Source organism: Aquitalea pelogenes, from assembly GCF_041914625.1.
In the GTDB taxonomy this organism is placed as follows: domain Bacteria; phylum Pseudomonadota; class Gammaproteobacteria; order Burkholderiales; family Chromobacteriaceae; genus Aquitalea; species Aquitalea pelogenes.
The window spans coordinates 193852-206019 of sequence record NZ_JAYSDA010000002.1; the positions used below are offsets into that span (position 1 = coordinate 193852).

At 62.4% G+C, this 12168-nt stretch carries 9 protein-coding genes; 5 read left to right on the forward strand and 4 right to left on the reverse strand.

Features of this window, described 5'->3' with window-relative positions:
* Nucleotides 1–88 precede the first annotated feature (88 nt).
* Genes ACE3SE_RS02970 through ACE3SE_RS02980 form a run of 3 tightly spaced genes read right to left on the reverse strand, consistent with a single transcriptional unit; the run spans nt 89 to nt 3033 of the window.
* On the reverse strand, nt 89–439 hold the full coding sequence (locus tag ACE3SE_RS02970) for a c-type cytochrome (protein ID WP_374553809.1): 351 nt from the start codon (nt 437–439) through the stop codon (nt 89–91).
* Nucleotides 440–492: 53 nt separating this feature from the next.
* Nucleotides 493–2250, reverse strand: a complete 1758-nt coding sequence (locus tag ACE3SE_RS02975) for a GMC family oxidoreductase (RefSeq protein ID WP_374553811.1) — start codon at nt 2248–2250, stop codon at nt 493–495.
* A 9-nt stretch (nt 2251–2259) separates the two neighbouring features.
* Nucleotides 2260–3033, reverse strand: a complete 774-nt coding sequence (locus ACE3SE_RS02980) for a gluconate 2-dehydrogenase subunit 3 family protein (protein ID WP_374553813.1) — start codon at nt 3031–3033, stop codon at nt 2260–2262.
* A gap of 369 nt (nt 3034–3402) precedes the next feature.
* Here ACE3SE_RS02980 and ACE3SE_RS02985 point away from each other — a divergent pair, with 369 nt between their 5' ends.
* Nucleotides 3403–5124 (forward strand): thiamine pyrophosphate-dependent enzyme, encoded by a 1722-nt coding sequence (locus ACE3SE_RS02985; protein ID WP_374553814.1) that lies wholly within the window; start codon nt 3403–3405, stop codon nt 5122–5124.
* A 90-nt stretch (nt 5125–5214) separates the two neighbouring features.
* On the opposite strand, the gene ppc is transcribed toward ACE3SE_RS02985, so the two are convergent.
* Nucleotides 5215–7914 (reverse strand): phosphoenolpyruvate carboxylase, encoded by a 2700-nt coding sequence (gene ppc, locus ACE3SE_RS02990; RefSeq protein WP_131356532.1) that lies wholly within the window; start codon nt 7912–7914, stop codon nt 5215–5217.
* A 345-nt stretch (nt 7915–8259) separates the two neighbouring features.
* Between ppc and hemC the strand changes: the two genes are divergently transcribed.
* The 4 genes from hemC to ACE3SE_RS03010 are packed head-to-tail and all read left to right on the forward strand — an operon-like array spanning nt 8260 to nt 12157.
* Complete coding sequence (gene hemC, locus ACE3SE_RS02995) at nt 8260–9189, forward strand: hydroxymethylbilane synthase (RefSeq protein ID WP_374553817.1); 930 nt, start codon at nt 8260–8262, stop codon at nt 9187–9189.
* The gene (locus tag ACE3SE_RS03000) at nt 9186–9926 is read left to right on the forward strand and encodes a uroporphyrinogen-III synthase (RefSeq protein ID WP_374553818.1); all 741 of its coding nucleotides are present in this window, start codon (nt 9186–9188) and stop codon (nt 9924–9926) included. The genes hemC and ACE3SE_RS03000 overlap by 4 nt, the downstream gene beginning before the upstream one ends.
* Nucleotides 9923–10945: a uroporphyrinogen-III C-methyltransferase gene (locus tag ACE3SE_RS03005; protein ID WP_062791142.1), complete on the forward strand. Its 1023-nt coding sequence runs from the start codon at nt 9923–9925 to the stop codon at nt 10943–10945. Before ACE3SE_RS03000 ends, ACE3SE_RS03005 begins: the two co-directional genes overlap by 4 nt.
* 3 nt (nt 10946–10948) lie before the next feature.
* A complete protein-coding gene (locus ACE3SE_RS03010) occupies nt 10949–12157 on the forward strand; it encodes a heme biosynthesis HemY N-terminal domain-containing protein (protein WP_045848131.1) in 1209 nt (402 codons plus the stop codon).
* Nucleotides 12158–12168 lie beyond the last annotated feature (11 nt).

Below are 12168 nucleotides of genomic sequence, written 5' to 3' on the forward strand. Positions count from 1 at the left end.
GCTGAGCCGCCAGACGGGAACACAGCCGACACGGGGGCCGGCGCGAAGCAAAGCCACACCGCCCCCCCGTCCCGTGCACTGGCCGTCTTTATTTCAATGTCGCCAGATAAGCGATGATGGCAGTGCGCTGGCCGGCATCCGGCACCCCGGCAAACGGCATCACATTACCCGGAATGGTTTGCTGCGGATTGGCCAGATAGGCGGAGAGCAAAGACTTATCCCAGCTCTTGCCCAGGGTTTTCATGGCCCGGCTGTAACGAAAGCCCGGATAACTGCCGACCTTGCGTCCGATCACACCTTTCAGGCTGGGGCCAACACCATTGCTGCCGGTCACGCTGTGACAGGCGGCGCACTGGGCAAAAGCAGCGGGCGGCGTAGCTGGGCCAGCCGCGAATGCCGACAACGGCAGCAAGGCAGCTGCAAACAGGAAAATACGCATGGGAATCTCCTTTGGGGTGAACAAGGCCGCACCGTGCGGGCGGCCAGATGGCGTTACAGACGGCCCGGACGCTGCAGATAGCGCTGCAGGTCATCCCCCAGCCGCAGGGCGAGTGCGCCTAGCGGGCCGGTGGGGTTGTAACCGGAGTTGTGCGGATAGACCGACGCCCCCACCACAAACAGGTTGTGGGCGTCCCAATGTTGCAGATGGGGTGACACCACACTGTCATGCGGTGTCTCGCCCATGATGGTGCCGCCCACAATGTGGGTGGTCTGGTACAGCCGGCTGTCAAACGGGGTGACCAGACCTTGCAGGCTGCCCACCTTGTCCGCACCGCAGTGCCGGGCAATCTCCATCATCTTGTTGCTGAGGAAGGCCGCCATTTTCTGTTCGTTGTCGCGGAAGTCGAAGGTCATGCGGATCAATGGCCGGCCATAGGCATCGCGATAGGTCGGATCCAGGCTGAGGTAGTTGCCTCGGTGCGGATAGCAGCTGCCTTCGATGCCCAGCGTCATGGAGTGGGCATACCAGTCGGCATTGGCCTGCTTCCACGCGGTGCCCCAGCGCGGCGTGCCATCCGGCACCCGTCGTCCCTTGATGGGACGTCCGCTGAACTGGTAGGCCTGAATGGTGGCACCACCCAGAAAGCCCAGGCTGCTGTGGTCGAAATTGTCGTTGTTGAATTCGTCGATCACCATCTGGGTACTGCCGCTGGCCAGGAAGGGGTTGAACCATTTGTCCTTGAAGAACAGATCCACCCCGGCATTCACCTGATAGCAGAAGTTCTTCCCCACCACGCCGGTATTGCTGACCGGGTCGTACGGTTTGCCAATCTTGCTGTGCAGCAGCAACTGGGTATTGCTCATGGTAAAGGCTGCCAGCACGATTACTTCGGCGGGCTGCTCGTATTCCTCGCCGGTCAGCAAATCCAGGCAATGCACGGCGGTGGCACGTTTGCCGGCGGCATCGTAGCGCAGCCCCAGTACCTGGGTATTGAGCCGCACTTCAAAGCTCTTGCGCTCGCGCAGCATCGGATACAGCAACACCTGCGGCGACCCCTTGGCATTGGCTTCGCAGATGAATCGCTCGCAATGGCCGCAATACTGGCATTGCCCCAGCTTCTGTCCATCCGGGTTGGTATAGGCCCCGGAAGAATTGGCCGCTGCCTGCGGAAAGGCGTGATAACCCAGTTGCTCACAAGCCTGCTTGAACACCAGCCCGGACTCCAGCACCTGCAAGGGCGCTTGCGGATAAGGCCCGCTGCGCGGTGCTTCGAAGGGATTACCACCCGGCAGTTTCTTGCCGCCAATATTGCCTGCCTGCCCGGAGACGCCGAACAGTTTCTCGAACAAGTCGTGATACGGCTCCAGCTGGGCATATGTCACCCCCCAGTCCTGCAAGGGCATGTCCGCCGGAATCGCCTGCTTGCCGTAGCGATGCAGATAATGGCTGCGCAGCTGCGGGTCGTACTCGGCCCAGCGCCACAGGTGGCCGTTCCAGTGATTACCAGCCCCGCCCAGCCCCTGCCCCGGCAGGAAGGATTCCATCCAGCGCACCGGCAAGGCAGTCTGGTTGTGCTGATGGCGCAGGGTATAGGTTTCGCGCGACCAGTCCTGCATCAGTCCCTGACGCACCGACCAGCGCAGTTCATCCCGCTGGTTGGGCAGGCTGGATTCCGGACCCTTGCTGTGATCGCCACCGCGTTCCAGTACCAGGACTTCCACCCCCTTGGCGGTCAGCTGGCGGGCAATCAGGCCGGCGGTAAGGCCGCCCCCCACAATGACCACGGTTTTGCTTGCACGTGTTTTCATGACTTGTCCCTAGCTGAAGTCGGCGATGGATTTGGGATTGGCAGCACCGGGATAAGGCTTGCCAAGATACTGGACGACATCCAGCGCATGCGTGGCAGGCAGGCCGGGGTAGCCGATCATCTTCCAGAACACCATGCCCACATTGCCGCCATAGAGCGGGTCGGCAAAACAGGCTTCGGCAAATAGCGGGTACACCAGGCTGTTGAACCACTCCGCCAGATCCAGCTGCTCGCCCGCCACTCGCCCTGCCGCCAGCTGCTGCAGGAAGGCATCGCCCTGTTGTGGAGTCAGTACATCAAACAACTGGCCATAAAGCTTTTGCGCAGCGCGGTCGGCTTCTGCTATGCCCGCCTTGAAATACTGCTCCGGCGTCAGCGGCAGTTGCGGCCCGCACTGGGCAGCCCCCTGCAGGAATGGCCCGGCGGCGTAGCGCCGCGCCCCCTGGCCAAAGCTGCCGGCCAGCTGACGGTCGATATAGATGGCGAGACCGCAGTCCACTCCACCGGGGGTGAGATGGTCGGCCGGACACATGATGTTGAGCATGGCCTCGACAAAGGCCGCTTCATCCGGACCAAAGCTCTGGTAGCCATATACCTGGTTGATGGCCACTGCCGGGCTGGTGGCGGCGGCGGCCTGCCCGGCAGGAAGCAGCAAGGCGGCGGCAGTACCGCCAGCCAGCGCCTGGCTGAGCGGCACACTGCCGGAGGCAGCCGCCAGTTGCTTGAGGAAAAGCCGGCGGGCCGGGGTGGCCGGGCCGGGGGACGGCAAGTTATCGGATTCCATCCATACCTCCTGTCACTGTGTGGTCGCGGACCAGCAGGCAAGGACTGCTACAGAAGATGCAGTCCGGGCTGACTGGCGGATGGAATGATTCTCACCAGCAAATCAAAACAACAAGAGGCTGACAGCGCATCAGCAGAGAAAAGGAAATTTCACGGCCACATGGAAAAAATACGGGGAAATGAAATTAATCTTCGCGACTAACTCCAGAAAACAGGTGGCGACAGCAGCTTTGGCGTGGGGCAAAGATGGATAGCAATTATTTCGGTCTGTCGCAGCTTGGGGACAAGCACGGCGAGACGTAGCACAGGCAGCAAGCTTGCAACAGCCTGACCACATCTTTCGACCAGCCCACCCATGGAGACGCCCGCAATGCAACACAACACTGTCGGTAAAATCATTGTCGAAACACTGGAACAAGCCGGGGTAAAGAACTGCTACGGTATCGTCGGCGACACGCTCAACCACATCACCGACGCCATCCGCCACAGCCAGATCAAATGGGTACATGTACGCCACGAAGAGGTGGCCGCCATGGCAGCCGGGGCGGAAAGTTACATGACCGGCGGCCTCACTGCCTGCGCCGGCAGCTGTGGTCCGGGCAGCCTGCATACCATCAACGGCCTGCTTGAAGCACACCGCAATCGCTCGCCGGTGGTGATGATTGCCACCCAGGTGGCGCTGACCGAACTGGGCATGGAGTTTCCGCAAGAAGTGGATCTGGCATCCATTTTCAAAACCTGCAGTCATTTTTGCGCCACGATCTACCATCCTTCCCAAGCCAGACGACTCACCGCCCAGGCCGCACAGGCGGCCATCAATCTGCGTGGCGTGGCCGTGCTGATTGTGCCGGGCGATCTGGCCGGTAAATGTGTAGCGCCCGGTCTGCCGTTCAGCGCCCATCATCCACAACCGGTGTACAGCCCGTCCGAAGCCGAGCTGGATGAAATGGCACACCTGCTACTGTCTTCCGAGCGGCTGGCACTGTATTGCGGCTCCGGTTGCGCCGATGCCCATGCCGAAATCGTGGAACTGGCGCGCCGGCTCAAGGCTCCGGTGGCACACACCAGCCGCGCCAAGGACTTCATCGAGCCGGACAATCCGTTCAATGTGGGCATGACCGGCATGCTGGGTATTGAATCGGGCTATCACGCCACCCAGGAGTGCGACACGCTGTTGTTGCTGGGGGCGGATTTTGCCTGGACATCGTTCTACCCGCACCGCGCCACCATCCTGCAGGTGGACAATCAGGCCACCCACCTGGGGCGGCGACATCCGGTGAAACTGGGCGTGGTGGGTGACATCCGCACCACCTTGCAAAAACTGCTGCCACGCCTGCCGGAACGGCAGGACGACAACTTCCTGCAGGAGTGCCTGAAGCTGCACCAGAAGTCACTGCACTGGCTGGCAGAACAAGAAAAGCCGGGGCATAACGGCCTGATTCACCCGCAATATCTGGTTAAGCTGATTGACCAGATGGCCGCTGACGATGCCTTTCTGGTGGGGGACTCCGGTACCGCCATGGTCTGGCTGCTGCGCCACACCACTGCCAATGGCAAGCGCCGCACACTGGCCAGCCTGATTCACGGCACCATGGCCAATGCCATGCCGGAGGCGCTGGGCATCAAGAACGCCTTCCCGCACCGCCAGGTGATTGCCATCTGCGGTGACGGCGGTCTGTCCATGCTGATGGGCGATTTGCTGACCATCGTGCAAGAGGGGCTGGACATCAAGATTGTCATCCTCAACAACAGCGCGCTGGACTTTGTCGAGATTGAACAAAAAACCGAAGGCCTGATGAATGCCTTCACCGATCTGCACAACCCTGACTGGGTGAAAATGGCCGAAGCCATCGGCTTCAAGGGCCTGCGCGTGGAGCATGCCGACCAGCTGCCGGAGGCCGTTGCGCAGTGGCTGGCCGAGTCCGGACCGATGTTGCTGGATGTGAAGGTGAACCAGTACGAACTGGTCATGCCGCCCACCGTCACCACAGGAGAAGTGCTGCATACCGCGCTGTATTCAGCCAAGGCCATATTGTCCGGCCATGGCGGTGAGGTGGTAGAGCTGATCGAAAGCAATTTCCTGCGCCGCTAGCCCCTGCTTCCCGGTATGCCGGGCAATGCGCGGGCGATAAAAAACCGCCACCAAGGGTGACGGTTTTTTATTGCCCAGCAGAAAGACAGATCAGCCGCTATTACGCAAACCAGCCGAGGTGCCATTGATGGTGAGGTGAATGGCGTACAGCGCCTCGGCATCGTCCGGGTTGGCACGCAGGCGTTGCAGCAGGTCGGCCTGCAGCAGGTTGAGTGCATCCAGATAGGGCAGACGGGTTTCCAGGCTGCGGTGCAGGGTGGGGTTCTGTTCCAGCAGGCTGGTCTGGCCGCTGATGGCAAAGAAGGCATCGTGGGTCTTCTGCCATTCCGCTTCAATCTGGCCAAACAGCTTGTCCGCCAGCGCCCGGTCGGACACCAGCGCGGCAAAACGGCGCGCGATGCCCAGGTCGGCCTTGGCCAGCACCTGTTCCATATTGGACAGAATCACCTGGAAGAAGGGTGATGTGCGATACAAGCCTTGCAGACGGGCCAGGCCTTCGTCGCCATGGCGGGCAATGAAACCGGCCACGGCCGAACCGAAACCGAACCAGCCGGGCAGCATCACCCGTGATTGCGACCAGGAGAACACCCAGGGAATGGCACGCAGGTCCTTGATGCTGGCCAGGCTCTTGCGCGACGCCGGACGGCTGCCGATGTTGAGCTTGGCAATGGCATTGATCGGCGTGGCTTCCAGGAAGTACTGCATGAAGCCTTCGGTTTCCACCAGCTGGCGATAGGCCTTGAAGGCAGCTTCGGACAGCTCGTCGAATACTTCGCCATCCGCCTCGCAGCTGGGGTGGGTGGTAAGGCTGGCTTCCAGCGTGGCAGCCACCAGCGCTTCCAGGTTGCGGGTGCCGATGTCGGGGTCGGAATATTTGGAGGCAATCACCTCGCCCTGCTCGGTAATGCGGATGCGTCCGGCCACGCTGCCGGCCGGTTGCGCCATGATGGCTTCGAAGGACGGGCCGCCACCACGGCCCACCGAGCCGCCACGGCCGTGGAACAGACGCAGCTTGACCCCTGCCTTGTCAAAGCTCTGCACCAGACGCTGTTCCGCCTTGTACAGCTCCCACTGGCTGGTGAGATAGCCGCCGTCCTTGTTGCTGTCGGAGTAGCCCAGCATCACTTCTTGCAGCATGCCGCGGCTCTTGAGCAGCAACTGGTACCACGGCAACGCAAACAGCGTGTCCATGATGTCGGTGGCCGCCACCAGGTCGGCAATGGTTTCGAACAGCGGCACCACGTTGATGGTGGACACCGGCAGGCCGTTTTCCAGCCGGATCAGGCCGGTTTCCTTCAGGATCAGCGCCAGCGCCAGGATGTCGCTGACCGAAGCGCAGTTGGAAATGATGCTCTGGCTGATGGCCTCGGTACCGAACTGCTGCTGGATCAGCGCGGCTTCGCGGAAGATGGCCAGCTCTTTTTCGGTATCGGCGCTGTACTGCTGATACGGCGAGTACAGCAGGCGCGGGGTGGCCAGTTCGCGCAGCAATACGCGAATGCGCGCAGCCTCGTCCAGCGCCGGGTAATGTTCCAGTCCGGCACTGGAAAACAGTTCGCTGACCACCGCTTCGTGCATGCCGGCAAACTGGCGCAGGTCCACCGGCATCAGGAAGAAGCCGAACACTTCCACCGCGCGGCGCAGGCGTGCCAGGCGGCCATCGGCCAGCAAGTCGCTGCCATGGGCAATCAGCGAATCCGCCACGATGGCAAGGTCCGCCTGGAAGGCGGCGGTGTCACGATAGGCTTCGGCTACCGGCCAGCGGCCACGCACCGCCAGCCCCAGCTCGGCAGCCTTGCCCAGCAAACGGGCTTCAATGGTGGCCAGCGCGCGGCGATAGGGTTCCTGCTCGCGGCTTTCCTTGTTGTCCGGCGTCTGGTCGGACAGGGCCTGCAAGGCCGGGCTCACGCTGACATGGCGCTCGGACAGCGACAGTTCGCGGTATAGCGATGCCAGCTCGGACAGATAGTGCTCGAAGGCCTGGGTGGCTTGCAGGGTAAAGGCATGGCGCAACACGGTGGCGTTGACGTTGGGATTGCCGTCACGGTCGCCACCAATCCAGCTGCCCACGCGAATGAAGGGCGGCAACACCGGGCTTTGCCCCCAGGCGGCAGTCACTTCCTTGCCCAGACGGTCGTACAAGCGCGGCAGGGCGGAGAAAAAGGTCATCGGGTGGTAGGCCACGCCGTTCTTGATTTCGTCTTCCACCGACAGCTTGAAATGGCGGATTTCCGAAGTCTGCCACATGGACAGGATCACCCGCTTGAGCTTGCCATCCAGTTCGGTTTCCTCTTCCGGGGTCAGGTCCGGCGAGCCCAGCTGGCTGAGGAATTTGCGCACCGCACGGTGGCCATCCAGCACGCTCTGGCGCTGCACTTCGGTGGGGTGGGCGGTAAGGATGGCACCGACATAGGCATCCTGCAGGGTATCGGACAGCTGGGCAAAGCTGACGCCTTCCTCTTTCAGGCGTGCCAGTGCCCGGTTCAGGCTGCCTTGCTGCGGGCGCGAACCGGCAATCTGGTGCGCACGACGACGACGGGTGTGGTGCAGGTCTTCCGCAATATTGAACAACTGCGCATACAGGCCACAGGCGCGCACCAGGGCGGTGGTGGCCTTGGGCGACAGGGTATCCGGCAGCGGCAATGCGCGCTGCTCCGGGGTACGTGCCGCAATGGCCTTTACCTCCTGATATACCTGCGGTCCTTCCTGGGCATGCAACACTTCGCCCAAGAGGCGGTCCAGCCGCGCCAGGTCGGCACGTAGGGGAAGATCCTTGTCCAGCTCCGTCATGTCCTGTTTCCTTTGTTGCATTGTCTGGCCAATCGGTACTGACACCATGTCGAGCGTGGCATGGCCGTTGGCCTGTTTATTAAATGGTCGGGCAACCTGTTCAAGTCAGACTGCAATCTGACTTCAAGCGGCTGCGCAACGACCATCATAGGCAGCATTGCAGCTGTAGTGTGTTCATTACCGAATTTTCCTGATTTTTTTCGCACATTTTGTGCACAACAGCAACGCGGGTTCACCCTTGATCGTGACCCTGGGCAGGAAATGGCTTTTCCTTGATACCACTCCAGGCATCACCCCGGCTGCATGCTAGAATCGGGCGAAAATTCATCGTCAGGACCGCAATTCATGGACAAGATCGTCATTGCCAGCCGCGAAAGCCGCCTGGCCATGTGGCAGGCCGAACATATCCAGGCCCGCCTGCAAGCACTGTACCCGCACCTTACCGTCGAGATTCTGGGCATGACCACCCAAGGCGACCAGATTCTGGACAAGACCCTGTCCAAGATCGGCGGCAAGGGCCTGTTCGTGAAAGAGCTGGAAGTTGCCCTTGCCGAAGGCCGTGCCGACCTCGCCGTGCACTCCATCAAGGACGTGCCCATGGTGCTGCCGGAGGGCTTTGCCCTGGCCGCCATCTGCGAACGCGAAGACCCGCGCGATGCCTTTGTCTCCAACAAGTTTGCCAGCCTGGCCGAGCTGCCGGCAGGCAGCGTGGTGGGCACCTCCAGCCTGCGCCGCGAATCGCAACTGCGCGCCCACTACCCGCAACTGGTGATCAAACCGTTGCGTGGCAATGTGCAAACCCGCTTGCGCAAGCTGGACGAAGGCGAGTACGACGCGATCATTCTGGCTGCCGCCGGCCTGAAGCGCTTGGAACTACACGACCGGATTCGCGCAGAACTCGCCCCGTCCGAAAGCCTGCCGGCCGCCGGTCAAGGTGCACTGGGTATTGAAATCCGCGCCGACCGCGCCGACATGCTGGCCCTGCTGCAACCCTTGAACCACCCGGACACCCACGCCTGTGTCAGCGCAGAGCGTGCACTGGCGCGCGAACTGGGCGGCAGCTGCCAGGTGCCGCTGGGCGCCTTTGCCACCCTGACCGATGACGTGCTCACCCTGGGCGGCTTTGTGGCACATCCGGATGGTTCGGTCATGCTGACCGCCACCGCCAGTGCGCCGCGTCAGTATGCCGACTCGCTGGGCCGCGCCGTGGCCAAGCGCCTGCTGGACGATGGTGCCAAGCCGCTGATCGACGCCGTACTGAAAGACCAGGCATGACAACAGCCGGCCGCCGCATCCTGGTGGCCAGACCGGCCGCACAAAGCGGCCGTTTGCTGACCCTGCTGGCCGATGCCGGCTGGCAGGGGCAACCCTTCCCGGTGATGGACATCCAGCCTCGTCCTGATGCGCTGGCACACTTGCCACAACAAGCCGCACTGGCGGACTGGCTGTTTTTTGTCAGCCCCAGCGCCATCGACATCGCCTGGCCGGTACTGCAACAACAAGCTCTCAACGCCCGACTGGCTTGCGTGGGTCAGGCCAGCGCACGCCGCCTGGCCGGGCTCAGCGGGCAGGACATCCTGTTCCCCACCGCCGGCAGCGACAGCGAAGCCCTGCTGGCCCTGCCCCAGCTGGCGGATGTCGCCGGCCAGCACTGGCTGATCGTGCGGGGCCTGGGCGGCCGCGCCTTGCTGGCCGACACCCTGCGCCAGCGCGGAGCCGATGTGACACTGGCCGAGGTCTACCAGCGCGTGGACGGCACGCCGGACTGGGGCTTGCTGGATGATGACCCGCCAGACGCCATGGTGATCACTTCCAGCGAAATGGTGGAGCAATTGTTCAGACTGGCTGGCCCGGCAAGGGCCGTGACGTTACAATGCCTTTTGTATTGCGTGCCGCACCCGCGCATTGCCGAACGATTGCAGGCACTGGGCGCGACACGCATCGTGACAACCCGGGCCGATGACGAAGCGCTCGTCAGCGGCCTCAGAGAATGGTTCTGCCGTCACCCATGAGCGAAACCCAGACTGTCGACACTCCCCGTCCCGCCCGCAAAAAACAGCTGAACCTGGCCCTGCTGGTGGCACTGGCCGCCCTTGGCCTGTCAGGCTATCAGCTGTACAGCACCCAGCAGGAACTGGCCGCCGCACGCCAGGAACTGGCGGGCCGCATGGCCGAAGGCAATGGTGCCTCCAAGGAATTGCGTGGCCTGACCGAGCAAGCGCTCAGCGCCGCCCGCGCCACCGATGCCAAACTGGCGGTGCTGGAAACCCGCGTGAATGAATCCGCCGGTCAGTACAACACCCTGAACGGCATGTACCAGGAGCTGACCAAAAACCGCTCCGACTGGCTGCTGTCCGAGGTGGAACACACGCTGGCCATTGCCAGCCAGCAGCTGCAGCTGGCCGGTAATGTCACCGCGGCCATCTCCGCCTTGCAAATGGTGGACGCACGCCTGTCCAAGTTTGACCAGCCGCAGCTGATTGCCGTGAAAAAGGCAGTGGCTACCGACCTGGAAAAACTCAAGGCGCTTCCCGTTCTGGACAGCGTCGGCCTGACCGTGAAGCTGGACCGCCTGATGCTGTCCAGCAGCAGCATGCCGCTGGTGGTGGATGCCCATCATCTGCAGGACAAGCAAACCACCAAGCGCGTGGCGGACACCGCCCCCTTCTGGGAACGTCTGGTGGCCGACATCAGCCAGAGCCTGGGCGAGCTGGTGCACATCCGCCGCATGGACAAGCCCGAAGCCCTGCTGCTGTCGCCGGAGCAGTCCTTCTTCCTGCGCGAGAACCTGAAAATGCGTCTGCTGGACGCACGCCTGGCGCTGCTCCAACGTGACGGCACCACCTACAGCGCCGACATCAATGCCGCTCAGGACTATGTGCAGCGCTATTTCGATGGCAACGCCCCGGCCACGCGCCAGTGGCTGGCCACCTTGCAAGAGCTCAAGTCCGCTCCGCTGTCCGTCACCCTGCCCGACCTCAACGCCAGCCTGAAGGCGGTTCGTGACGCGCAGGGCAACAAGGGAGACTAAGCGGTGAAATTCGTCATCTGGATTACCGGCCTGTTTGCGCTGGCCGTGCTGGTGGGGCTGGCCTCCACCCTGAATACCGGCTACGCCATCCTGTTCCTGCCGCCATGGCGCATGGAAGTGTCGTTCAACCTGCTGCTGCTGGGCATTGTGGTGCTTATCGTGCTGGCTTATGCCGTGATGCGCGTCATCAGCATCACTGCCGGGCTGCCGGCCGAGGTCAAGCGTTTCCAGCGCCAGAAAAAGCTGAAAGCAGCCCGCCACGCCCTGCGCGAAGCGGGGATCGCCTTTTTTGAAGGCCGCTTCCAGAAAGCCGAACGCGAAGCCCTCAAGGCCATGGAAGACGAGTACGCGGCAGAAAACCGTGCGCTGGCCCTGCTGCTGGCCGCCCGCTCTGCCGGTGCTACCGGCGATCTGGACAAGCGTGACCAGTACCTGCAACAGCTAGACACCCTGCCCGAGCGCCTGCAACTGGCGCGCCACATGCTGGATGCCGAACTGAAGCTGGAAGCCAAGGACGCACTGGGCGCACTGGCAGCCATCGAGCGCGCCCGTGCCCTGTCGCCCAACCTCACCAATGCCCTGCGCCTGGAACTGAAAGTGCGTTTGCTGCAACGTCAGCCAGAAGCGGTATTGGCACTGACCGAAAAACTGCTCAAGGCCGAGGCACTGGAACCGTCACAAGCCCGCCGTTATCGCCTGGCCGCTTACAGCCAGCAGCTGACCGGCTTTGTCGGCAGCCGCGAGGTGCGCGACTGGCTGCGCCGCATTCCGGAAGCCGAGCGTCGCAACCCTGTCCTGGTCAGCGAGATCGTCAGCCGGTTGATTGCGCTGGAAGACTTCGACTATGCAGCTACCCTGCTGGCCGAAGCACTGGCGGATGAGGATCAGGCCACGCCGGAACTGGCCCGCGAACTGGGCCAGCTGGCCGAGCGCCTGTCGCCGGAAAAACGTCTGGAACTGATGCGCAGTGCAGAGGACTGGCTGAAAACCCGTCCGCGCGACTACATGCTGCTGCTGGCGCTGGGCCGTCTGGCCATGAACCAGCAACTGTGGGGCAAGGCGCAAAGCTATCTGGAAGCCAGCAACTCCATCGAGCCCACCCTATGCGCCAATGCCGAACTGGCCCGGCTGTTTGAAGCCACCGGCAAGGAAGAACAGGCCGCACAGCATTACCACCGCAGCCTGGAACTGGCACTGGCCAAGGGCGACTGAGCCCCATTGCC

Coding starts and splice junctions, on each gene's coding strand:
- ACE3SE_RS02975 (WP_374553811.1), bottom strand. CDS start 2,250: ATGAAAACACGTGCAAGCAAAACCGTGGTCATTGTGGGGGGCGGCCTT.
- ppc (WP_131356532.1), bottom strand. CDS start 7,914: ATGACGGAGCTGGACAAGGATCTTCCCCTACGTGCCGACCTGGCGCGG.
- ACE3SE_RS02970 (WP_374553809.1), bottom strand. CDS start 439: ATGCGTATTTTCCTGTTTGCAGCTGCCTTGCTGCCGTTGTCGGCATTC.
- ACE3SE_RS03000 (WP_374553818.1), top strand. CDS start 9,186: ATGACAACAGCCGGCCGCCGCATCCTGGTGGCCAGACCGGCCGCACAA.
- ACE3SE_RS02985 (WP_374553814.1), top strand. CDS start 3,403: ATGCAACACAACACTGTCGGTAAAATCATTGTCGAAACACTGGAACAA.
- hemC (WP_374553817.1), top strand. CDS start 8,260: ATGGACAAGATCGTCATTGCCAGCCGCGAAAGCCGCCTGGCCATGTGG.
- ACE3SE_RS02980 (WP_374553813.1), bottom strand. CDS start 3,033: ATGGAATCCGATAACTTGCCGTCCCCCGGCCCGGCCACCCCGGCCCGC.
- ACE3SE_RS03005 (WP_062791142.1), top strand. CDS start 9,923: ATGAGCGAAACCCAGACTGTCGACACTCCCCGTCCCGCCCGCAAAAAA.